The sequence below is a fragment of the Streptomyces sp. NPDC053474 genome (genome assembly GCF_044544845.1).
Taxonomy (GTDB): Bacteria; Actinomycetota; Actinomycetes; order Streptomycetales; family Streptomycetaceae; genus Streptomyces.
In genome coordinates this window covers 411484-432104 of record NZ_JBITXV010000001.1, presented here as the reverse complement: position 1 = coordinate 432104, position 20621 = coordinate 411484, and the positions used below count along the sequence as shown (strand labels likewise).

The following is a 20621-nucleotide window of genomic DNA, read 5'->3' as shown; positions in this document are numbered from 1 at the left end:
TCGGCCCACAGGTATGGTCCATTCCCATGGAGAAATCTTGGGCCACTTCCGGCGAAGCGGACACCTCAGGCCCCTCGGGCCGCAGCGGGGGCTGGAGCGTGGACCTCCATCTCGACGCGCCCGGCAGGGGCTCCCGCTCCGGGGTGCGCCGCAGCCTCACCGACGCCCTGCGCGACGCGGTCCGCTGCGGTCGGCTCGCGCCGGGCACGCGCCTGCCGTCGTCCCGTACGCTCGCCGCCGACCTGGGCATCGCGCGCAACACGGTCGCCGACGCGTACGCGGACCTCGTCGCGGAGGGCTGGCTGACCGCCCGGCAGGGCTCGGGCACCCGGGTCGCCGCCCGTGACGTGCCGCGCCCGGTGGCGCCCGCGCGCCCGCCCCGCACCGGTGGCGCCCCGGTCCACGACCTGACCCCGGGCAGGCCGGACGTCGCGTCCTTCCCGCGCGGGGAGTGGCTGAAGGCGGCGCGGCGCGCGCTGGCCGCGGCTCCCAACGACGCGCTCGGCTACGGCGATCCACGCGGCAGGATCGAGCTGCGCACGGCCCTCGCCGCGTATCTCTCCCGGGCCCGGGGCGTGCACGCCGAACCGGACCGGATCGTCGTCGTGCCCGGCTTCGTGCACGGCCTGACGCTGCTCGGCGAGCTGCTCGGCGCGCGCGGCCCGGGGGAGATCGCGGTCGAGTCGTACGGTCTCGATCTGCACTGGGACCGGCTTGAGCGGATGGGCCTGCGCACCCGGCCGCTCGGGCTCGACGCACACGGCACGCGCACCGACGGGCTGGCCGCGCACCGGGCGGTGCTCCTTACGCCCGCCCACCAGTTCCCCATCGGCGTACCGCTGCATCCCGACCGGCGGGCGCAGGCCGTGCAGTGGGCGCGGCGGTCGGACGGGCTGATCCTGGAGGACGACTACGACGGCGAGTTCCGCTACGACCGGCAGGCGGTCGGCGCGCTCCAGGGCCTCGACCCCGACCGGGTGGTGTACCTGGGCACGGCCAGCAAGTCCCTCGCGCCGGGCCTGCGGATCGCGTGGATGGTGCTCCCGGCCGCGCTGGCCTCTCAGGTGGCCGAGCTGAAGGAGCGGGCGGGGGCGTCGGGCGGCGCCGTCGACCAGCTGACGCTCGCGGAGTTCCTGACGTCCGGGGCGTACGACCGCCATGTGCGCGCGATGCGGCTCCGCTACCGGCGCCGCCGCGACCAGTTGGTGGCCGCCCTGGCCGAGCGCGCGCCCGAGGTCCGCGTCACCGGCATCGCGGCGGGACTGCACGCGGTGCTCCAACTGCCGCCCGGCACCGAGCAGTTGGTGGTGCAGTCCGCGAGCTGGCAGCGCCTCGCGGTCCAGGGCCTGTCCCGCTTCCGCCACCCCGGGGCGGCAGCGGACGGCCGGGACGCGCTGGTGGTCGGCTACGGCACGCCCGCCGACCACACCTGGGCCGCGGCCCTCGACGCGCTGTGCCGCTCGCTGCCGTGACCGGGGCCGGGCGCCGGGCGCCTCGGGCTAGCCCTGCGTGGCCAGCCACTCCTCGAAGGTGGTGGGCATGATGCGGGCGTCCTTGGCGGGCAGCAGTACGTCGCCCGCCATGTCCGGGCCGAAGAGGCCCGACCAGGTCGGGACGAGCTTCACCGTGCGGCCCTGGGCCTGGAGCGTGCGCCGGGCCATGTCGACCATGTCCTGCGGGTCGGGCCCGGCCACGTCCTGATGGCGGCCGACGGGCGCGCCGGCCGCGACCTCGGCGAGGACGCTCGCCACGTCGTCGGGCGCGACGGGCTGGAGGAGCAGCGGCGCGACGGTGGCGACGCCGTCCTGCTCGGTCCAGCCCGCGACCATCGCGGCGAAGTCGTGGAACTGCGTGGCCGGGACGATGCTCCACGGCACCGGGCCCGCGGCGACCAGGCGCTCCTGCTCGCGCTTGCCCACGTAGTGCGCGTTGCCCTCGACGCGGTCCATGCCCGCGATGGACAGCAGGACGTGGTGCCTGACCCCCGCCTTCTCCTCGGCGGCGAGCAGGGTCCGCGTGGTGGTGCCGAAGTAGGCGACCGTCTCCGCGGGGTCGCTCGCGGTGCAGTTGGTGGTGTCCACGACCGCGTCCACCCCGGCGAGCGCGGCGTCGAGCCCCTCCCCGGTGGTCAGGTCCACGCCCAGCGAGCGGCTGACGCGCACGACGTCGTGGCCCGCCTTCTCCAGTACGGCGACGGTGCGGGCCCCGATGCTCCCGGTGGCTCCGGCGACGGCGATGCGCATGACGATCTCCCCTGGTCCTGGTGTCCCTTGGTGTTTCGTTCGGTACCCGAACCATATCTCGGACTAAATGTATCCGCAATATCCCGGATCTAGGATGTCCGAGATAGACTCGACGGCATGAAGCTGCCTGTGAGTACGGAGTGGGTGTTGCACTGCGCCACGTCGCTGGCGCAGCTGGAGCCGGGCGCGACCGCGTCGGCGGGACAGCTCGCGGGGTACTTCGACGTGCCGCAGGCCTATCTCGCCAAGCAGCTCCAGCCGCTCGTCAAGGCCGGTGTCCTCGCCGCGACGACGGGCCCGAGGGGCGGCTTCCGCCTGGCCCGCCCGGTCGCGGACATCACGCTGCTCGACATCGTCGAGGCGGTGGACGGCGCGGCGCCCCCCTATGAGTGCCGGGAGATCCGCCAGCAGGGCCGGGGCGCGCTGCCCGCCGAGGACTGCCGCGCCGTCTGCCTCATCGCGGCGAAGATGGCCGCGGCCCACACCGCCTGGCGCACCAGCCTCGCCGCGGTCACCCTGGCCGACCTCCTCGCCGAACTCCCGGAGTGGGCTCCGGAGCGCACCCGGCGGCTGCTCGTGGGCGCGGGGTAGCGGCCGCGCGCCCCTTCCCCGGCCGCGCGCCCCTTCCCCGGGGCGGGTCTCAGTCGGTCGGGGCCTCGCCGAAGCGGGCCAGCGCCAGGGCTCCCGCCACCGCCACCGCGAAGCCGAGGACGGCCAGCCAGCCGAGGCCTTCGCGGGTGCGGTCGCCGAGCCAGACCACGCCCACCAGGGCGGGGCCGATGGTCTCGCCGATGACCATGCCCGCCGTGGCGGCGGTGACCGAGCCGCGCTGGAGGGCGGAGGTGAGGAGGAGGAACGCGGCGCCCCCGCCGATCAGGAGCGCGTACGCGGCGGGGTTGGCGACGAGCGCCCCCGGCGAGACGTCGTCGATCAGGCGCACGGTCACCTCGACCACGCCGAAGCCGCAGCCCGCCCCGAGGCCGAGGGCCACCGCCCGCGCCCGGTCCGGCAGGCGCCCGGCCACGGCCCCGAGCAGGAGCACGGCCAGGGCGACGCCCAGCATCGCCCACCGCAGCTCCGTGGAGCCGCCCTTGTCGCCCTCCTCGCCGGACGCGAGGCCGAGCAGGGCGAGCCCGGCGCACACGACGCCGATCGCGCCCCACTCCGTACCGCTGAGCCGCACCCCGAGGAGCCGCGCCGCGGTCACGGCCGTCACGGCCAGCGAGGCGGCGAGCGCGGCGCCCACCGCGTAGATGGGCACGGACCGCAGGGCCACGATCTGGAGCAGGAACCCGACCCCGTCCAGGGCGAGTCCGGCCACGTACCGCCACTGCCGCACGGCGCGAAGCAGCAGCGCGGGGTCGACGCCGGACCCCGTACCGGGCGCGGTCGAGCGCGCCGCGACCGCCTGCAACACCGAGGCCATGCCGAAGCAGACCGCCGAACCGAGCGCGCAAATCATCCCAAGAGTCACGAAGTGACTGTAGGGGAGGGGGTTTGCGGGTGTGCGGGCGGGAGCCCGGTGGGCGGCGCGGAGCAGCGGCTCTCTAGGCTGACCGCCGTTTCGCGGAACGCCGCACCCCCCCGCCCCGGTCGGCGACGGGCCGTCGAGGACTGGGGGCTCAGCGGCCCGTAACAAGTCAGGAAGCACAGCACATGAGCACTCAGCGAGCACCCCAGTACCGTCGGCGCCTCGGCCTCGTGGCCGTCGCGGCCGCCACCGCCGTCACCCTGACCGCGTGCGGCGGCTCGGACGACTCCGACAAGGGCAAGGACGGCAAGTCCGGTGCCCGGGCCAGTGAGGCCCCGAAGGACCTGAAGGTCGGCCAGGCGGGCCCGGTGCAGGAGATCACCCGGTACGACAAGACCGGCAAGTTCTCAATCACGCCGACGAAGGTCACCGTCGGCAAGCCCGCGGACCTCAAGGAGCTGGACGACGAGAAGAAGTACAAGGGCAAGAAGGTCGCCTGGATCTACGTCAAGGCCAAGCACGTCGGCGGGTCCCCGGTGAAGCAGCCGATGGTGATGAGCAACGTCAACGCCGAGACCTCCGACGGCAGCCCGGCCACGAAGTTCATCCTCATCGGCGCCCTCTCCAGCCAGCCCCGGGACTGCGTGGGCAACGACGGCAAGCGGGAGCTCGGCGGCGAGGACGTCTGGAAGAAGGGCGAGGAGCGCACGGTGTGCGAGCCCTATCTGATCCCCGCCGACGCCACGGTCAAGTCGGTGACGTACTCGCAGGGCTTCTACAAGGAGCCCCTCAAGTGGGCGCTCCGCTAGGGCCGTTTGACGCAGACCGGGTCCTTGGCGGGCAGCTCGCCCGTCGCCAGATAGGCGTTGACGTGGTCGTCCACACAGGTGTTGCCGTACTCGGCGTACAGCCCGTGGCGGCCCGCGCCCTTCAGGGTGAGCAGTCGGGAGCCGGGCAGGCGGTGCCGCAGGGCGACGCTCCCCTTGTACGGGGCGCGGGGGTCGCCGGTGGCGGCCACGATCAGCGCCGGGGCGCCGCGCAGCACCCGCGTGGGCCGCTCGCGCGGGCGGTCCCAGAAGGCGCACGGGCTGATGTTGCGGGTCAGCGGGCCGAGCAGCGGATGCCGGGCACGGGCGCGCTGGATGTCGCGCCAGTAGCTCTCCGGGTCGCGCGGGGCGGCCACGTCGCCGCAGAGGATCGCGGTCTGCGCGCTGCCCGCGGCGGAGTCCACGCCGGTCGTCGCGTACCGCAGCAGGGCGGCGAGGCGCTCCGACGGCCGGACCGGCCTCCCCGCGGCGGCCCCGGCGAGCGCGGACACCGTCTCGCCGAGCGCCGCGCGGGCCGCGCCGGAGTCGTCCGCGAGGCCCTCCACGAGCAGGAACGGCACGTGGGATGCGTCGATGCGGAAGACCTCCGCCCCGGTGCCGAGCGTCAGCCCGCGCGCGGACTTCGCGACGATCCGGTCGACGGTGGCGAGCACCTGGGCGCGGGTGCGGCCGAGACCGTACGTCCCGTGCCGCCGCGCGGCCCAGGCGGCCCAGTCCGCGAGGGCCCGCTCGTTCTCGGGCTCGGCGCCCCTGAGGATCCGGGGCTGGTAGCGCGCGGGATCGAGGGCGCCGTCGAGGACCACGCGGTCGTAGCGGCCGGGGAACATCTGCGTGTAGACGGTGCCGAGGTACGTGCCGTACGAGTACCCGAGGTACGACAGCTTCTCCTCCCCGAGGGCGCCCCTGATGACGTCCATGTCGCGGGCGGTGTTGCGCGTGCTGACGTGCGGCAGCACGGCGGCGTTGGTGGCCCGGCACCGGTCGGCCAGGTCCCGCTGCCGGGCGACCTGCCGGTCGAAGCCCGCGCGGCTCCTCCCGGCCGAGGAGACGGCGGTGCTGACCGGCCAGCCGCAGTCCAGCGGGGTGCTGCGGCCGACGAAGCGCGGGTCCATGCCGATGAGGTCGTAGCGCGCGCCGGTCTCCTTCATGGCCTTGCGGATGGCGGGCGGCGCGTCGAGCGTGGGCCCGCCGGGGCCGCCGTTGTTGAGCAGCAGCGTGCCGATGCGGTGGCGCTGGTCGCTGGCCTTGAGGCGGGAGATGGCGACGCGGAGGGTCTGCCCCCCGGGCTCCGCGTAGTCGAGCGGCACGGTGACACCGGCACACCGCGCCCCCGCCTCGTCCAGCTCCCGCCCCTGCTCGTCACCGGGCCCTTTGGCGCAGCTGCCCCAGTGGAGGCGCTGGTGGTAGTAGCGGCCGAGGCCGCCGCCCGGGTCCGGTGCGGCGTTCGCCGCCGGGGCGTTCGCCGCCGGGGCGGCGAGAGCGAGGGCGGCCGCCACCGCTCCGAACGCCGCGGTACGTCGTCGAGGTGCCTTGCGCGGCGCTCGCCGCGGGTGCTCGTCCATGCCCCCGACGCTAGAACCGCCACCGCCCGGCCTCACTCCGGCGGGCACCCGGGGTGGGGGTAGGGAAACCTATACCCGCGCCCCACGCGGGGCGTTACGTGACGGGGTGACGGATGAAGTCCGCCCAGGCGGCGGGGGTGACGGTGAGCCGGGGCCCGTCGGGGTTCTTGGAGTCACGGATGTGGACCGTGCCCATGGCGGAGGCGACTTCGACACACTCCGGCCCGTCGGCGGTACTGTGGCTGCTCTTGGCCCAGGCGACTTCGACGCAGTCGGGCCCGTCGGCGGTACTGTGGCTGCTCTTGCGCCACTCCAGTGCGGAGTTGTTCCCGGCGGTGGTGGCCGCGCCTGGGCCCGGAGGCTGCCACCCACAGCCCACCTCCGAACAGCCCCACCCACATAGTCCCCGCCGAGCCTAGAACCACCGTTCCACTCCCAGTTCCGTGCAGCCGAAATTCACCCGACCCAGTGCCGGGCCCGGGCACGGGAAAACGGCGGGGCCCGGAAGGGGAGGCCCCGCCGTCGTGTGGGGGTTCGGGGGCTAGCTGCCGAACCTGACGCTGTACGTCTCGGCGCCGAAGTAGTTGGAGTAGCCGCCGGGCTGGAGGCTGCCCCAGTCCCTCTCGCAGTTGGCGTCGTAGAAGATCGTGGCGGTGGCGTTGGTCTGGTTGGACGCGCTGGTCGCCTTGTAGAGGGGGTAGCACTTGCCGAGGATCGGGTCGTCGATCTGGAAGCTCTCGCCCGTGCTCGACCCCCAGTAGAAGTGGCCGACGGCGGCCTGGGCGCTGCTCATGGGCAGCGCGGCGAACAGTGCGAGCGCGGCGCCCGAGACCAGGGCCAGTCGGCCCAGGCGGCGGCGCGGCGCGTCAATGCGTGTGGTGGTCATGGGGCAACGGTTCCGCCTGAGGGGCCGGTGCGACCAGGGAGTACGTCCCTGGGTGGCCGGGAGGGCGGAGCGGGAAGGCCAAGCGTGCGCCGCCCGCGCGCACCCCTGCGCGCGGGCGGCGCTCGTCGTCCGCCCCGGTGCTACTCCTCGCCGCCCGGGCTCACGAACTCCAGCGTCCACGTCTCCTGGAACTCGGGCTTCGGCTCCACCAGCGTGATCTGCGCGCCCCGGTGGTTGGCGCGCAGGGCCAGACCCTTGTCGGAGAGGATCTTGACGCCGCCGATGACGGTCTCGAACGTGAACTTCGCCAGCTGTTCGCGCGGAACGGCGTTCACGTAGAGCCTGTCGTCGGCGATCAGCAGGCCCGCCTCCACGTGCTGGGCGAGGCGGATCACGTAGGGCGCGCCGGGGATCGGCTCGGCGGGCTCGATGAGCCACTCCTGCTCGATCGGCAGGGGGTTGAGCCGGTCGGTGATGACGGGGGCGCCGTGGTTGACGGCGTGCTCCGTCGCCGTCACCAGGGCCGACGGGCCGATGATGTGGGCGTGGATCTTGTAGATGCCGGGCTTGATCGGGATCGGAGGCATGGTCAGCACTTCCTCTCTCGCAGTCCGCTTCCCCGCGAGGCGGGACGCCGTCGGGGGCGGGTCCCACCCTCACCGCACTCCCGGTTTTGACACACCACCAGATATCGCCAAGCTCAAGACGGCTCGGACCAATCGGTCTTCCTTGCGAAAACATTGCCTATAGCCGCAATCCGGCCAGTGCGGGGGCGAAACGGGTCAGGGCGGCCGGGAAGTTTCCCAGCCGCCCTGATGACCGTCGAGGCTCCTGCCGCACCCCCGTGCTCGTGCGCCGTCACGCGTCCTTGCTGGACGTGCCGTTCGCGCTGTCGGTCCGCGTGGCGCGGTAGTGCTCCGCTATCTCGTCCGACGTCGTCACCCACACCCCGGGGTGGTTCACGATGTACTCGAGCGCCTGGTCCAGGTACTTGGCGCGGAACGCCTGGCCGATGACGAAGGGGTGCAGGGCCAGCGGCATGACGCGCCCGCTGTCCGTGGCCTCCGCCTCCGCGTTCAACTGGTCGACCTGGTCCTTCAGCATCTGTACGAAGTCCGGGCCCGGCGTGTTCTTGCTGACGAACAGGCCGATGTCGTTCAGCTCCACCGTGTACGGCACGCTCAGCACGCCCGGCACGTTCAGGGGGAACGGCTGGTCGTCGGCCGTCCAGTCAAGGACGTAGTCGAGACCCAGCTCCTTGAGCAGCCGCGGGGTGTGGTGGGTCTCCGTCAGGCCGGGGCCCATCCAGCCGCGCGGCCGCGTCCCCGTCGTGCGTTCGATCGTCTCGACGATGTCCTTGAGCGACGCGCGCTCCTCGTCCTCGGTCATCCCGGTGTGCAGGACCGAGTTGGTCTTGCCGTGCGCGAGCCACGCCCAGTCCCGCTCCCGGCCCGCCTCGACGATCTGCGGGTAGCGGTCGCCGACGTCGGAGTTGAGCAGGACGCTGGCGCGCACCCCGTGCCGGTCCAGGGTCTCCAGGGTGCGCCAGAAGCCCACCCGCGCCCCGTAGTCGCGCCAGCCGTGGTTGAGCGGGTCGGGGGTGAGCTCCGCGGTGCCGGGGTAGACGCTCGTGGAGGGCTTGCCGATCTCGAAGTGCTCCACGTTCAGGCCGATGTAGAAGGCGACGCGCTTGCCTTCCGGCCAGTGGAGCGGCTCGCGCTCGACGATGGGGCTGTAGTCGTAGAGTTCGTTGTCCATCACAATCACCCTCTGAAGTGGCCTGAGCGGCCCGCGGGGCCGCCGCCTGCGGTGTTTTCCTGCCGCCTGCGTGACCTCATGGTCGAACCCTCACACTGGTGTGAAGGTCAAGGTGATCTTGGATGTGACACCCGTCACGCGGGTCGGGCGGCGGCTCGCCCCCGCCCGAACAGCGCGCCTTCGACGCGGCCCGCGCGCGGGCGACGGCGGCCCCGCCCCCCGGCACCGCGGGCGGCTAGCCCAGCACCGCCCTGAGCTGGTCGAGCCCCCAGTCCAGGTCCTCCTTGCTGATCACCAGCGGGGGAGCGATCCGGATCGTCGAGCCGTGGGTGTCCTTCACCAGGACACCGCGCTCCATCAGCTTCTCGGAGATCTCCCGGCCCGTGCCGTGCGACGGGTCGATGTCGACACCCGCCCACAGGCCGCGCCCGCGCACCTCCACCACCTTCCCGGAGCCCGCGAGCAGCCCGAGCTCCGCGTGCAGATGCTCGCCGAGCTCCGTCGCCCGCTGCTGGAACTCGCCCGTCTCCAGCATCGCGACGACCTCCAGGCCCACCGCGCACGCCAGCGGATTGCCGCCGAACGTCGACCCGTGCTCACCCGGCCGGAACACCCCGAGCACGTCCGCGTCCGCCACCACCGCCGACACCGGCACCACCCCGCCGCCCAGCGCCTTGCCCAGCAGATACACGTCCGGCACCACGCCCTCGTGCTCGCACGCGAAGGTCCGCCCCGTGCGGCCGAGCCCCGACTGGATCTCGTCCGCGACGAACAGCACCCCGCGCTCGCGCGTCAGCTCCCGCACCCCCGGCAGATAGCCGGGCGGCGGCACGAGCACCCCCGCCTCGCCCTGGACCGGCTCGATGAGCACCGCCACCGTGTCCTCGGTGACGGCGTCCCGCAGCGCCCCCAGATCACCGAACGGCACGATGTCGAAGCCCGGCGTGTACGGGCCGTAGTCCGCCCGGGCCTCGGGGTCCGTGGAGAAGCTGACGATCGTCGTCGTCCGGCCGTGGAAGTTGTTCGCCGCCACCACGATCCGGGCGCGGCCCTCGGGCACGCCCTTGACGCGGTAGCCCCACTTCCGCGCGGTCTTCACCGCCGTCTCCACGGCCTCCGCGCCCGTGTTCATCGGCAGCACCATCTCCTTGCCGCACAGCCGGGCGAGCCGCGTACAGAACTCCGCGAAACGGTCGTGGTGGAACGCGCGTGACGTCAGTGTCACCCGCCCCAGCTGCTGCTTGGCGGCCTCGATGAGGCGCGGGTTGCCGTGGCCGAAGTTGAGCGCCGAATAACCGGCGAGCATGTCGAGGTACCGGCGGCCCTCGACGTCCGTCATCCACGCGCCCTCCGCCGACGCGACGACGACGGGCAGGGGGTGGTAGTTGTGCGCGCTGTGCGCTTCGGCCGAGGCGATGAGGTCTTCCGTAGCAGTCACGGGGTCTCCGTTTCTCACGTTCGCACGTCGTCGTGCGAGTCCTACGGCTACTAACGGCGCAAGGAAGGTCTCGCGTGTCGTAGGGGACAGAGCGGGTTCGTGGCCCAATACCTATCGTCGCTCGCTCGGAACGCGAACCCTGACACGGTGGCCTGACCGTTACCCTGGTTTCCACAGCACGGCGACTGGCGCACAGGGAAGCGACCCTGAGGAAGCCGTGCGAGGCAACACCTTCGAGGTGCCGCCCGCCTGGGCACCCCGGGACCCGACCGGACACCATCACCGCTCGCCCCGGAGGACACCATGAGTCACCCTTCCCCTTCTCCCTCCCCTTCGCCCGCGCCCCGGCACCCGGCGCTCACCGCCGCCGACCCCGAGCTCGCCGCCCTCGTCACCGCCGAGGAACAGCTCCAGGCCGACACCCTGCGCCTCATCCCCAGCGAGAACTACGTCTCCGCCGCCGTCCTCGAAGCCTCCGGCACCGTCCTCCAGAACAAGTACAGCGAGGGCTATCCCGGCCGCCGCTACTACGAGGGCCAGCAGAACATCGACCAGGTCGAGCGCCTCGCCATCACCCGCGCCAAGGCCGTCTTCTCCGCCGACCACGCCAACGTGCAGCCCTACTCCGGCTCCCCGGCCAACCTCGCCGTCTACCTCGCCTTCGCCGAGCCCGGCGACACCGTCATGGGCATGGCCCTGCCGATGGGCGGCCACCTCACCCACGGCTGGGGCGTCTCCGCCACCGGCCGCTGGTTCCGCGGGGTGCAGTACGGCGTCCGCGAGGACACCGGGCTGATCGACCTCGACGCCGTCCGCGACCTCGCCCTCAAGGAACGGCCCAAGCTGATCTTCTGCGGCGGCACCGCGCTGCCCCGCACCATCGACTTCGCCGCCTTCGCCGAGATCGCCCGCGAGGCCGGGGCCGTGCTCGTCGCCGACATCGCGCACATCGCCGGGCTCGTCGCGGGCGGCGCCCACCCCTCGCCCGTCCCGTACGCCGACGTGGTCTCCACGACCACCCACAAGACGCTGCGCGGGCCGCGCGGGGCGATGCTGCTCGCCCGCGAGGAGCACGCCAAGGCCATCGACAAGGCCGTCTTCCCCGGGCTCCAGGGCGGGCCCCACAACCAGACCACCGCCGCGATCGCCGTGGCCCTGCGCGAGGCCGCGCAGCCGTCCTTCCGCGACTACGCCCACGCCGTCGTCGCCAACGCCAAGGCCCTCGCCGACGCGCTGCTCGCCCGCGGCTTCGACCTCGTCTCCGGCGGTACGGACAACCATCTGATCCTGATGGACCTCACGCCCAAGGACGTGCCGGGCAAGGTCGCGGCGAAGGCCCTCGACCGGGCCGGGATCGTCGTCAACTACAACACGGTGCCCTTCGACACCCGCAAGCCCTTCGACCCTTCCGGGGTGCGGATCGGGACCCCCTCCCTGACGTCCCGCGGGCTCGGCGTCGAGCACATGGCGGCCGTCGCGGAGTGGGTGGACCGAGGCGTCCAGGCGGCGCGGACCGCGGACGAGGACGCGCTGGCGAAGATCCGCGGCGAGGTGGCCGAGCTGATGTCCGCGTTCCCCGCGCCGGGGCTGCCGACCGGCTGACGCCCGCCGGGTCAGTCCTCGACGAGCAGGATGTCGGCGTCGTCGAAGATCCGCAGCACGACCAGGAGCAGACGGCCGCGCGAGACCATGTACTCGGCCACGATCTGTGACGTGAGGCGGATCTCACGGTCCTGCTCGCCGGGCCCGACCGGCCGGGAGTGCTCGGTGTACGGGTCGCGGGCGAGTAGGGCGACGGCCTTGTCGAACGAGGCGCGACACACGGGGTCGAGCCGGTCGCGGTCACGGGCCGCGGGCTCGGTGAACAGGACCTCATAGACCTCTTCGTACGGCATGGCGCCCTCCTGTCCAGCCTGGTGCGGCCGCACGCAGCGTACCGAGAGGACCGGCCCGCCACGTACCAGTTCCCGACCAACGGGCGGCACCTGAGAGAATGCTGGGCATGGCCTCTGAAAGTCCCCGACCCGCCGCCGGTGACCGACCCCGTGTGCTCTCCGGGATCCAGCCCACCGCAGGCTCGTTCCACCTCGGCAACTACCTGGGCGCCGTGCGCCAGTGGGTGGCCCTCCAGGAGTCCCACGACGCGTTCTACATGGTCGTGGACCTGCACGCGATCACGGTCCCGCAGGACCCGGCCGAGCTGCGCGCGAACACCCGGCTCGCCGCCGCCCAGCTGCTCGCCGCCGGGCTCGACCCGGAGCGCTGCACCCTGTTCGTGCAGAGCCACGTGCCCGAGCACGCCCAGCTCGCCTGGGTCATGAACTGCCTGACGGGCTTCGGCGAGGCCTCCCGCATGACGCAGTTCAAGGACAAGTCGGCCAAGCAGGGCGCGGACCGGGCCTCCGTCGGCCTGTTCACGTACCCGGTCCTCCAGGTCGCGGACATCCTGCTCTACCAGGCCCACGAGGTCCCGGTCGGCGAGGACCAGCGCCAGCACATCGAGCTCACCCGCGACCTGGCCGAGCGCTTCAACGGCCGCTTCGGCGCGACCTTCACGGTCCCCAAGCCGTACATCCTCAAGGAGACGGCGAAGATCTACGACCTGCAGGACCCGACGGTCAAGATGAGCAAGTCGGCGTCCACCCCGAAGGGCCTGATCAACCTCCTCGACGAGCCGAAGGCCACCGCGAAGAAGGTCAAGAGCGCGGTCACCGACACCGACACGGTGATCAGGTACGACACGGAGCAGAAGCCGGGCGTCAGCAACCTCCTCACCATTTACTCCACGCTCACCGGTACCGGTATCCCGGAACTGGAGCAGAAGTACACCGGCAAGGGCTACGGTGCGCTGAAGACCGACCTCGCCGAGGCCATGGTCGAGTTCGTCACCCCCTTCCGGGACCGGACCCAGGCGTTCCTGGACGACCCGGAGACGCTCGACTCGATCCTGGCCAAGGGCGCGGAGAAGGCGCGCGCCGTCGCGGCGGAGACCCTCGCCCAGGCGTACGACAAGGTGGGCTTCCTGCCCGCCAAGCACTGAGCTCCACCCGAGCACAGGCCGAGCAGCACGGCCGCCGTTCCCCGGCACGGCGGCACCCCCCTGCCCACCACACGACGACAGGAGTACGACGTGGGGACCGTAACGATCGGTGTGTCGATCGCGGTCCCGGAGCCACACGGCAGCCTGCTCCAGGAGCTGCGTGCGGGCTTCGGTGACCCCGCCGCGCACGGCATCCCCACGCACGTCACGCTGCTGCCGCCCACTGAGGTGGCCGCCGCGGCGCTGCCCGCGGTGGAGCACCACCTCGTGTCGGTGGCGGCGGCGGGCAGACCGTTCCCGATGCGGCTCTCCGGCACCGGCACGTTCCGTCCCCTCTCGCCCGTCGTCTTCGTCCAGGTCGTCGAGGGCGGCTCCGCCTGCTCCTGGCTCCAGGAGCGGGTCCGCGCCGCGTCCGGGCCGCTCGCGCGCGAACTGCAGTTCCCGTACCACCCGCACGTCACCGTGGCGCACGGCATCGCCGAAGAGGCCATGGACCGGGCGTACGAGGAACTCGCCGACTACGAGGCCGAGTGGCCCTGCACCGGCTTCGCGCTGTACGAGCAGGGGGCCGACGGGGTGTGGCGCAAGCTGCGCGAGTTCACCTTCGGCGGGTCCACGGTGCCGCCGCAGGCCGCGGCCCGGGACACCCTGCCCGCCCGCTGACCCGCCGCGCCCGCACGGGCCACACCGGCCGCACGGGTCACTCCGGCCGCACCGGTCACACCGGCAGGCGGCGGAAGACCGGCCGCGGCACGTGCCGCAGGGCCGACATCACCAGGCGCAGCTTCCCCGGGACCCACACCGTCTCCGCGCGGCGGCGCAGGCCCGCCTCGATGGCCACGGCCACGGCCTGCGGCGTCGTCGCGAGGGGGGCCTCCGCCAGGCCCGCCGTCATCCTCGACCGCACGAAGCCGGGGCGCACGACCATCACGTGCACGCCGGTGCCGTGCAACGCGTCACCCAGGCCCTGGGCGAAGGCGTCGAGGCCCGCCTTGCTGGAGCCGTAGATGAAGTTCGAGCGGCGGGCGCGCTCGGCCGCGACGGAGGAGAGCACGACGAGCGAGCCGTGGCCCTGGGCCTGGAGGGCGCGGGCGCAGACCAGGCCCGCGGAGACCGCGCCGGTGTAGTTCGTCTGGGCCACGCGGGCCGCGGCGACGGGGTCGGCCTCGTCGCGGGCCTGGTCGCCGAGCGTGCCGAAGGCCAGCAGGACCATGTCGACGTCGCCCTCCGCGAAGACCTTGCCGAGGGCGGTCTCGTGGGACTCGGGGTCCAGGGCGTCGAACGGCACGGTCCTGGTGTCGGCGCCCCGGTCGCGCAGGGCCTGCGCGGAGCGTTCCAGGGTGGGCGACGGGCGGCCCGCCAGCCAGATGTCGCGGGTGCGGCGGGTCACCAGGCGGTGGGCCGTGGCCTGGGCGATCTCCGATGAGCCGCCCAGGACCAGGAGGGACTGGGGGGTGCCGAAGGCGTCTTTCATGGCTCTCCTTGGGTGGGGTGCGTGGGGGGGCCCTCGCGGTGCGCCCCAGGCCCGCCCCTTCCCGAACCGGGGGCTGCCGCCCCCGTGCCCCCGCTTTATCGGCGCTTCGCGCCTCGTCCTCAATCGCCGGACGGGCTGATTCCCCGGTACTGCTAGAGATCCAGGCGGCGCGACAGGTCCGAGCGGAAGACGTTCCGCGGGTCCAGTTCCGCGCGCAGCGCGCGGAAGGCGGGGAGCTGGGGGTACATCGCGGCAAGCACCTCGGGGCGCATGCGGGAGTCCTTGGCCAGGTAGACGCGGCCGCCCGCGGCGGCGACCTCCTCGTCCAGGCCGTCCAGGAGCTGGGCGAGGCCGGGCAGGTGCGCGGGGATGTCCAGGGCCAGGGTCCAGCCCGGCACGGGGAAGGAGAGCCAGCCGGGGTCGGCGTCGCCGAAGCGTTTGAGTACGGCGAGGAAGGACGGGCAGCGGTGCCGGGCGATGCGCTGCACGATGCGCCGCAGCGTCTCCTCCTGGCCGTGGCCGACGACGAACTGGTACTGGAGGAAGCCGCCCTTGCCGTACACGCGGTTCCAGTGGGGGACGCCGTCCAGGGGGTGGAAGAAGGCCGGGACGCGCTGGATCTCGGCGGTGCGGGAGCGCGGCGCCTTGCGGTACCAGAGCTCGTTGAAGAGGCCGACGGTCGTGCGGCGCAGGAGGCCCTCGGGCAGGAAGGCCGGGGCGGGCGGGAGCCTGCGGGGGCGGAAGGCCAGCGGGGCCCTGCGGGCGCGGGCGTCCAGGGCGTCCAAGGGGGCGTGGTCGCCGCGCGTGAGGACGGCGCGGCCCGTCGCGGCGCCGCGCGCGAGGAGGTCGATCCACGCCACGGAGTACCGGTAGCGGTGGTCGGTGGCGGTGAGGCGGGCCATCAAGTCGTCCAGGTCCGTGGCCCGTTCGGTGTCCACGGACATGTAGGAGGTCTCCACCGGCAGGCAGCGCAGCTTCGCCTTGAGGATGACGCCGGTCAGGCCCATGCCGCCCGCCGTGGCGTTGAAGAGCTTGCTGCCGGGCTTCACCGCGCGGACCGCGCCGTCGGCCGTGAGCAGGTCGAAGGAGCGTACGTGGCGGGAGAACGAGCCCGAGACGTGGTGGTTCTTGCCGTGGATGTCGGCGCCGATCGCTCCGCCGACGGTGACGTAGCGGGTGCCGGGCGTCACCGGCACGAACCAGCCGAGCGGCAGCAGGACTTCCATCAGGTGGTGCAGCGAGACGCCCGCGTCGCACACGACCGTGCCCGTGTCGGCGTCGATGGTGTGCACCCGGTCCAGGCCCGTCATGTCGAGCACGGCGCCGCCCGCGTTCTGCGCGGCGTCCCCGTAGGCGCGGCCGAGCCCGCGCGCGATGCCGCCGCGTTCCGCGCAGGCGTGCAGCGCGGCCACGGCCTCCTCGCGGGAGCGGGGGCGCACAAGGCGGGCCGCCGTGGGAGCGGTGCGGCCCCAGCCGGACAGGGGCGCGGCGAGCGCGTCGGACACGGCGGGCTGAGCGGAGGCGGCGGGCGGAGCGGCGGCGGGCGGGGCCGGAGAAGCGGGCGGAGCAGGGGAAGCGGGCGTGGCGGGCACGGCGGGCGCGGCGGCGGGCACGGCAGGCATGGCGCGACCGTATCGCCCGTATATGTGCCGCTTGCTCCCTATGAGGGACTGTTCTTCCTAAATCGTCCTTACTCTCACCGGAATGGGCGATTAAAAGAGTGTCACCCAACAATCCTGCAATTCGCGGGGTGTTGCCTGTCCGTATGGACGACATGGACCACCGGCTGCTCTCGGCCCTGCGCGCCCGCGGGAGCGATCCGCGCGTGGCGGCCGCCGCCCGCGCCCTGTCCCACAGCGGTGAGCACGGCGCGCTGTGGCTCGCCCTGGGCCTGACCGGGGCCGCGCTCGACCGCGAGCGGCGCCCCGCCTGGCTGCGGGCCGCCGCGCTCACCGCCACCGCGCACCTGGCCAGCATGGGGGTGAAGCGGCTCGTCCGGCGTCCACGGCCCGCGCACGTCACCCCGCTCGTACGGACCGCGGGGCGGCACTCCTTCCCCAGCTCGCACGCCACGTCGGCGGTCGCGGCCGCGGTGGCGTACGGCGCGCTGCGGCCGACGGGCGCCCGGCTGCTCCCGCCGCTCGCCGCCGCGATGTGCCTCTCCCGGCTCGTCGTCGGCGTGCACTACCCCTCGGACGTGGCGGTGGGCGCGGCCCTCGGCGCGGCCACCGCGTGCGCCGGAGTCCCCTGGCTGCGCGGGACCCGCGCCCCGCGCCCGAACGGAGGCCGTCACGATGGCTGACCGCACCACCGCCCTGCTCGCCCCGCCCCGCTCCCCGCAGGCCCCGAAGCCCGGCCCCGGGGGCCTGCCGCTCGGGCTCCTGAAGACCGCGCGGCCCCGCCAGTGGATCAAGAACGTCCTGGTCATCGCGGCCCCGGCGGCTGCGGGCGAGCTGTTCTCGCGCCACGCGCTCGGCCAACTCGCGCTGGTCTTCGCCCTGTTCACGGCCGCCGCGGCCGCCGTCTACCTGATCAACGACGCCCGCGACGCCGACGCCGACCGCGCCCACCCCACCAAGTGCCGCAGGCCCGTCGCGGCCGGGGTGGTCCCGGTGCCCGTCGCGTACACCGCGGGCGGGGTGCTCGCCGTGGCCGCGCCGCTCGCGGCCGCCGCGCTGTGCACGCCGCTGACGGCCTGTCTGCTCGCCGCGTACGTGGTGATGCAGCTCGCGTACTGCGTCAGCCTCAAGCACGTGCTCGTCGTCGACCTCGCCGTCGTCACCACCGGATTCCTGATGCGGGCGATGATCGGCGGGATCGCGCTCGGGATTCCGCTGTCGCGCTGGTTCCTGATCACGACCGGCTTCGGCGCGCTCTTCATGGTCTCCGCCAAGCGGTACTCCGAGGCCGTGCAGATGGCGGGCCGGGCGGGCGCGACCCGGGCGCTCCTGACCGAGTACACCACCGGCTACCTGCGGTTCGTCTGGCAGCTCGCGGCGGGTGTCGCCGTGCTCGCGTACTGCCTGTGGGCCATGGAGTCCGGCTCCGCCGCGGGCACCGGCGTGCTGCCGTGGCGGCAGCTGTCCATGGTCGCCTTCATCCTCGCGGTCCTGCGCTACGCCGTGTTCGCCGACCGGGGCACCGCGGGCGAGCCCGAGGACGTCGTCCTGCACGACCGCGCGCTCGCCGTGATCGGGCTCGGCTGGCTCGCCATGTACGGGCTCGCGGTCGCGGACTGGTGAGGCGCGTGCGCCCCGCCGCGCGCGAGCTGCTCGGCTTCGCCGCCGCCGGGCTCTGCGCGTACGCCGCCGACCTCGGTCTGTTCCTGTGGCTGCGCGGGCCCGTCGGGCTCGACCCGCTGACCGCGAAGGCCCTGTCGTTCGTCGCCGGGTGCACGGTCGCGTACGCGGGCAACGCGCTCGGCACCTACCGCCGGACCGAAGCGGGAGGGGCCTCGCGGCTGCGCCAGTACGCCGTCTTCTGCGCCGTCAACGTCGCGGGCGCCCTCGTCCAGCTCCTGTGCATCGCCGTCTCCCACTACGGCCTCGGGTTGACCTCGCGCCGGGCGGACACGGTATCCGGTGCGGGAATCGGCATGGCACTGGCCACTGTCCTGCGGTTTTGGGGTACCCGGACGTTGGTATTCCGCTCACAGGCCGCACGGATCCCGCAGGTCACGGGGACCCCGCGGGCCGCACAGACCGCACCAGGAACGGGGCAGGGGACATGGACTGGCTGAAGAAGCTGCCGGGCATCGGGCCGTACGTCGAACGGCTGACGCGCACCCACGCGTGGCGCTCCTACGAACGGCTCGACGAGGTCCACTGGAGCAGGCTCGCCGCCGCCATGACCTTCATCAGCTTCGTCGCGCTGTTCCCGCTGATCACGGTGGCCGCGGCCATCGCCGCGGCCACCCTCTCCGCGAAGCAGACGCAGAAGATCGAGGACAAGATCTCCGAGCAGGTCCCCGGCATCTCCGACCAGCTCGACCTGGACGCCCTCGTCGCCAACGCGGGCACCGTCGGCCTCGTCGCGGGCGCCCTGCTGCTGTTCACCGGCGTCGGCTGGGTCGGCTCGATAAGGGAGTGCCTGCGCGCGGTGTGGCTGCTCGACGACACCGACGAGAACCCCTTCCTGCGCAAGCTCAAGGACCTCGGCGTGCTCGCCGGGCTCGGCGGCGCCGGGCTGGCCTCACTGATCGCCTCCGCCGTCGCCTCCACCGCCGTGGGCTGGACCGCCGAACAGCTCGGCGTCGACAAGGACGGCCCCGGCGGCGTCCTGCTCCAGCTCGCCGCGTTCGCCGTCGCCGTCCTCGCCGACTTCCTGCTCCTGCTGTACGTCCTCACGCTGCTGCCCGGCGTCCAGCCGCCCCGGCGCGCGCTGATCGTCGCAGCCCTGCTCGGCGCGGCCGGGTTCGAGCTCCTGAAACTGCTGCTCGGCGGCTATATGAAGGGCGTCGCCGCGAAGAGCATGTACGGCGCCTTCGGCGTGCCCGTCGCGCTGCTGCTGTGGATCAACTTCACCGCGAAGCTGCTCCTCTTCTGCGCCGCCTGGACGGCCGTGCCGAAGACGGAACGCCCCGAGGAGCGCACGACGGACAGCGCGGCCCGGCAGGCCGGGGAGCCCGTCAGCCCCGGCGCAGCGGCCAGCGACGGTTGAGCAGGAACAGACCGCCCGCGACCAGGGCGAGCACCCCGGCCGTGATGCCGAGCGCGACGCCCATGCCGCTGGACTTGCTGCCCGAGGCGTGCGCCACGTTCTTCGCGTTCGTGCCGCCGTCGCCCGGGGCGCCCTTGCCCGCGCCGGTGGCGGCGCCCTTCGGCGGGACCAGCTCGCCGACCGGCTTCACCTTGTCGTGCGCCGCGAAGCCCCAGTCGAGCAGCCGGGCCGTCTCCTTGTAGACGGCGTGCGGCTCGCCCGACGAGGGGTTCATGACGGTGACGAGCAGCACCTTGCCGTCGCGCTCGGCGACACCCGTGAAGGTGTTGCCCGCGTTGGTCGTCGAGCCGTTCTTGACGCCCGCGATGCCCTTGTACGCCTCGACGCCGTCGGCCCCGGTGAGCAGGCGGTTGGTGTTCTGGATGCCGAAGGACTCGCGCTTCGTCTTGCCCTTGTCCTTGCCCTTCTTCACCTTCACGGTCGCGCCGGGGAACTCCGCGGTGGCCGTCGCGCAGTACTCGCGGAAGTCCTTCTTCTGCAGGCCGGAGCGGGCGAACAGGCTCAGGTCGTACGCGGACGACACCTGGCCCTTCTCGTCGTAGCCGTCCGGCGTGACGACGTGGGTGTCGAGGGCCTGGAGCTCCTCGGCGTGCTTCTGCATGTCCTGCACGGTCCGCGGCACGCCGCCGTTCATCGCGGACAGGACGTGCACCGCGTCGTTGCCGGAGCGCAGGAAGACGCCCAGCCACAGGTCGTGGACCGAGTACGTCTCGTTCTCCTTGATGCCGACCAGGCTGCTGCCCGGGCCGATGCCCTGCATGTCGGTCAGCGCGACCTTGTGCTTCTGGGTCTTGGGGAACTTCGGCAGCACGGTGTCCGCGAACAGCATCTTCAGGGTGCTCGCCGGGGCGAGGCGCCAGTGCGGGTTGTGCGCGGCGAGCACCTCGCCCGACTCCGCGTCCGAGACCATCCAGGAGCGGGCCGACAGGTCCTTGGGCAGCACTGGCGCGCCCGACTGGAGATCCACCTGGGTGCCCGGCTTGCCGAGGCGGGCGCCGCCGACCGTGGACATGTGCGCGGGCGGCTTCGGCTGTTTGTCCTTGTCGCCGCCCGGCTTGCCGTCGGCGAGCGCGGGCGTGGCCGCCGACAGGGACACCAGGGTCGCAGTGGCGATGAGCAGGGCGGTCTTCTTCACAGCAGGCACGGACGAGAACGTACAGGGCGTGGCGGCGCCCGTTTGTGCCGAGGTCCGCCCCGCCCGGC

At 73.1% G+C, this 20621-nt stretch carries 22 protein-coding genes and 1 riboswitch; of the genes, 10 read left to right on the top strand and 12 right to left on the bottom strand.

Annotated elements, in window-relative coordinates:
- Positions 1-26 precede the first annotated feature (26 nt).
- Entirely contained in the window at positions 27-1472 is a 1446-nt protein-coding gene (locus ACIG3E_RS01890; protein WP_399610001.1) for a PLP-dependent aminotransferase family protein, read from the top strand.
- Between the two features lie 27 nt (positions 1473-1499).
- On the opposite strand, the gene ACIG3E_RS01885 is transcribed toward ACIG3E_RS01890, so the two are convergent.
- Positions 1500-2243, bottom strand: coding sequence for an SDR family oxidoreductase (locus tag ACIG3E_RS01885; RefSeq protein ID WP_399609998.1), 744 nt, complete (start codon positions 2241-2243; stop codon positions 1500-1502).
- Positions 2244-2360: 117 nt separating this feature from the next.
- Here ACIG3E_RS01885 and ACIG3E_RS01880 point away from each other — a divergent pair, with 117 nt between their 5' ends.
- Positions 2361-2834: an RrF2 family transcriptional regulator gene (locus tag ACIG3E_RS01880; protein ID WP_399609995.1), complete on the top strand. Its 474-nt coding sequence runs from the start codon at positions 2361-2363 to the stop codon at positions 2832-2834.
- A gap of 49 nt (positions 2835-2883) precedes the next feature.
- Here the strand turns inward: ACIG3E_RS01880 and ACIG3E_RS01875 are convergent, their stop codons facing one another.
- Complete coding sequence (locus ACIG3E_RS01875; RefSeq protein WP_399610755.1) at positions 2884-3705, bottom strand: hypothetical protein; 822 nt, start codon at positions 3703-3705, stop codon at positions 2884-2886.
- Positions 3706-3899: 194 nt separating this feature from the next.
- Between ACIG3E_RS01875 and ACIG3E_RS01870 the strand changes: the two genes are divergently transcribed.
- Positions 3900-4523, top strand: a complete 624-nt coding sequence (locus tag ACIG3E_RS01870; protein ID WP_399609993.1) for a hypothetical protein — start codon at positions 3900-3902, stop codon at positions 4521-4523.
- On the opposite strand, the gene ACIG3E_RS01865 is transcribed toward ACIG3E_RS01870, so the two are convergent.
- From ACIG3E_RS01865 to rocD, 6 genes are all read right to left on the bottom strand, one after another.
- The gene (locus ACIG3E_RS01865; protein WP_399609991.1) at positions 4520-6103 is read right to left on the bottom strand and encodes an alpha/beta hydrolase; all 1584 of its coding nucleotides are present in this window, start codon (positions 6101-6103) and stop codon (positions 4520-4522) included. The two genes, ACIG3E_RS01870 and ACIG3E_RS01865, sit on opposite strands and share 4 nt — an antisense overlap.
- Positions 6104-6197: 94 nt before the next feature.
- Positions 6198-6482, bottom strand: coding sequence for a DUF397 domain-containing protein (locus tag ACIG3E_RS01860; RefSeq protein ID WP_399609989.1), 285 nt, complete (start codon positions 6480-6482; stop codon positions 6198-6200).
- Between the two features lie 162 nt (positions 6483-6644).
- The gene (locus ACIG3E_RS01855; RefSeq protein ID WP_399609987.1) at positions 6645-6989 is read right to left on the bottom strand and encodes a hypothetical protein; all 345 of its coding nucleotides are present in this window, start codon (positions 6987-6989) and stop codon (positions 6645-6647) included.
- 140 nt (positions 6990-7129) lie between these two features.
- On the bottom strand, positions 7130-7576 hold the full coding sequence (locus ACIG3E_RS01850) for a hypothetical protein (protein WP_399609984.1): 447 nt from the start codon (positions 7574-7576) through the stop codon (positions 7130-7132).
- A 271-nt stretch (positions 7577-7847) separates the two neighbouring features.
- Positions 7848-8747: a polysaccharide deacetylase family protein gene (locus tag ACIG3E_RS01845; RefSeq protein ID WP_399609981.1), complete on the bottom strand. Its 900-nt coding sequence runs from the start codon at positions 8745-8747 to the stop codon at positions 7848-7850.
- 235 nt (positions 8748-8982) lie between these two features.
- Positions 8983-10185, bottom strand: coding sequence for an ornithine--oxo-acid transaminase (rocD, locus tag ACIG3E_RS01840; protein ID WP_399609979.1), 1203 nt, complete (start codon positions 10183-10185; stop codon positions 8983-8985).
- Positions 10186-10356: 171 nt separating this feature from the next.
- A riboswitch (ZMP/ZTP riboswitch) is annotated at positions 10357-10447 on the top strand.
- A 41-nt stretch (positions 10448-10488) separates the two neighbouring features.
- Here rocD and glyA point away from each other — a divergent pair.
- Entirely contained in the window at positions 10489-11787 is a 1299-nt protein-coding gene (glyA, locus tag ACIG3E_RS01835; protein WP_399609977.1) for a serine hydroxymethyltransferase, read from the top strand.
- A gap of 11 nt (positions 11788-11798) precedes the next feature.
- Here glyA and ACIG3E_RS01830 read toward each other — a convergent pair whose 3' ends face one another.
- Positions 11799-12080, bottom strand: coding sequence for a type II toxin-antitoxin system RelE/ParE family toxin (locus tag ACIG3E_RS01830; RefSeq protein WP_399609974.1), 282 nt, complete (start codon positions 12078-12080; stop codon positions 11799-11801).
- Positions 12081-12187: 107 nt separating this feature from the next.
- Between ACIG3E_RS01830 and trpS the strand changes: the two genes are divergently transcribed.
- Both trpS and ACIG3E_RS01820 read left to right on the top strand, forming a co-directional pair.
- Positions 12188-13225, top strand: coding sequence for a tryptophan--tRNA ligase (gene trpS / locus ACIG3E_RS01825; protein ID WP_399609972.1), 1038 nt, complete (start codon positions 12188-12190; stop codon positions 13223-13225).
- 90 nt (positions 13226-13315) lie between these two features.
- Positions 13316-13888: a 2'-5' RNA ligase family protein gene (locus ACIG3E_RS01820; RefSeq protein WP_399609970.1), complete on the top strand. Its 573-nt coding sequence runs from the start codon at positions 13316-13318 to the stop codon at positions 13886-13888.
- 55 nt (positions 13889-13943) lie between these two features.
- Here the strand turns inward: ACIG3E_RS01820 and ACIG3E_RS01815 are convergent, their stop codons facing one another.
- Positions 13944-14699, bottom strand: coding sequence for a decaprenylphospho-beta-D-erythro-pentofuranosid-2-ulose 2-reductase (locus tag ACIG3E_RS01815; protein WP_399609968.1), 756 nt, complete (start codon positions 14697-14699; stop codon positions 13944-13946).
- Positions 14700-14851: 152 nt separating this feature from the next.
- The gene (locus ACIG3E_RS01810) at positions 14852-16321 is read right to left on the bottom strand and encodes an FAD-binding protein (protein WP_399609964.1); all 1470 of its coding nucleotides are present in this window, start codon (positions 16319-16321) and stop codon (positions 14852-14854) included.
- 143 nt (positions 16322-16464) lie between these two features.
- Between ACIG3E_RS01810 and ACIG3E_RS01805 the strand changes: the two genes are divergently transcribed.
- Genes ACIG3E_RS01805 through ACIG3E_RS01790 form a run of 4 tightly spaced genes read left to right on the top strand, consistent with a single transcriptional unit; the run spans position 16465 to position 19358 of the window.
- Positions 16465-17001, top strand: coding sequence for a phosphatase PAP2 family protein (locus tag ACIG3E_RS01805; RefSeq protein ID WP_399609963.1), 537 nt, complete (start codon positions 16465-16467; stop codon positions 16999-17001).
- Entirely contained in the window at positions 16994-17941 is a 948-nt protein-coding gene (locus ACIG3E_RS01800) for a decaprenyl-phosphate phosphoribosyltransferase (protein WP_399609960.1), read from the top strand. The genes ACIG3E_RS01805 and ACIG3E_RS01800 overlap by 8 nt, the downstream gene beginning before the upstream one ends.
- Entirely contained in the window at positions 17938-18438 is a 501-nt protein-coding gene (locus tag ACIG3E_RS01795; protein WP_399609957.1) for a GtrA family protein, read from the top strand. Before ACIG3E_RS01800 ends, ACIG3E_RS01795 begins: the two co-directional genes overlap by 4 nt.
- Entirely contained in the window at positions 18426-19358 is a 933-nt protein-coding gene (locus ACIG3E_RS01790) for a YihY/virulence factor BrkB family protein (RefSeq protein WP_399609955.1), read from the top strand. The genes ACIG3E_RS01795 and ACIG3E_RS01790 overlap by 13 nt, the downstream gene beginning before the upstream one ends.
- On the opposite strand, the gene ACIG3E_RS01785 is transcribed toward ACIG3E_RS01790, so the two are convergent.
- Entirely contained in the window at positions 19327-20562 is a 1236-nt protein-coding gene (locus tag ACIG3E_RS01785) for a D-alanyl-D-alanine carboxypeptidase family protein (protein WP_399609953.1), read from the bottom strand. The two genes, ACIG3E_RS01790 and ACIG3E_RS01785, sit on opposite strands and share 32 nt — an antisense overlap.
- Between the last annotated feature and the right edge of the window lie 59 nt (positions 20563-20621).

What these genes read in the sequence shown, in the direction of transcription:
- ACIG3E_RS01870 (WP_399609993.1), top strand. Translation starts at nt 3,900, where the DNA reads ATGAGCACTCAGCGAGCACCCCAGTACCGTCGGCGCCTCGGCCTCGTG.
- ACIG3E_RS01830 (WP_399609974.1), bottom strand. Translation starts at nt 12,080, where the DNA reads ATGCCGTACGAAGAGGTCTATGAGGTCCTGTTCACCGAGCCCGCGGCC.
- ACIG3E_RS01855 (WP_399609987.1), bottom strand. Translation starts at nt 6,989, where the DNA reads ATGACCACCACACGCATTGACGCGCCGCGCCGCCGCCTGGGCCGACTG.
- ACIG3E_RS01790 (WP_399609955.1), top strand. Translation starts at nt 18,426, where the DNA reads ATGGACTGGCTGAAGAAGCTGCCGGGCATCGGGCCGTACGTCGAACGG.
- ACIG3E_RS01865 (WP_399609991.1), bottom strand. Translation starts at nt 6,103, where the DNA reads ATGGACGAGCACCCGCGGCGAGCGCCGCGCAAGGCACCTCGACGACGT.
- ACIG3E_RS01800 (WP_399609960.1), top strand. Translation starts at nt 16,994, where the DNA reads ATGGCTGACCGCACCACCGCCCTGCTCGCCCCGCCCCGCTCCCCGCAG.
- ACIG3E_RS01885 (WP_399609998.1), bottom strand. Translation starts at nt 2,243, where the DNA reads ATGCGCATCGCCGTCGCCGGAGCCACCGGGAGCATCGGGGCCCGCACC.
- ACIG3E_RS01810 (WP_399609964.1), bottom strand. Translation starts at nt 16,321, where the DNA reads ATGCCTGCCGTGCCCGCCGCCGCGCCCGCCGTGCCCGCCACGCCCGCT.
- ACIG3E_RS01805 (WP_399609963.1), top strand. Translation starts at nt 16,465, where the DNA reads ATGGACGACATGGACCACCGGCTGCTCTCGGCCCTGCGCGCCCGCGGG.
- ACIG3E_RS01890 (WP_399610001.1), top strand. Translation starts at nt 27, where the DNA reads ATGGAGAAATCTTGGGCCACTTCCGGCGAAGCGGACACCTCAGGCCCC.
- ACIG3E_RS01880 (WP_399609995.1), top strand. Translation starts at nt 2,361, where the DNA reads ATGAAGCTGCCTGTGAGTACGGAGTGGGTGTTGCACTGCGCCACGTCG.
- glyA (WP_399609977.1), top strand. Translation starts at nt 10,489, where the DNA reads ATGAGTCACCCTTCCCCTTCTCCCTCCCCTTCGCCCGCGCCCCGGCAC.
- ACIG3E_RS01845 (WP_399609981.1), bottom strand. Translation starts at nt 8,747, where the DNA reads ATGGACAACGAACTCTACGACTACAGCCCCATCGTCGAGCGCGAGCCG.
- ACIG3E_RS01875 (WP_399610755.1), bottom strand. Translation starts at nt 3,705, where the DNA reads ATGATTTGCGCGCTCGGTTCGGCGGTCTGCTTCGGCATGGCCTCGGTG.
- trpS (WP_399609972.1), top strand. Translation starts at nt 12,188, where the DNA reads ATGGCCTCTGAAAGTCCCCGACCCGCCGCCGGTGACCGACCCCGTGTG.
- ACIG3E_RS01850 (WP_399609984.1), bottom strand. Translation starts at nt 7,576, where the DNA reads ATGCCTCCGATCCCGATCAAGCCCGGCATCTACAAGATCCACGCCCAC.
- ACIG3E_RS01815 (WP_399609968.1), bottom strand. Translation starts at nt 14,699, where the DNA reads ATGAAAGACGCCTTCGGCACCCCCCAGTCCCTCCTGGTCCTGGGCGGC.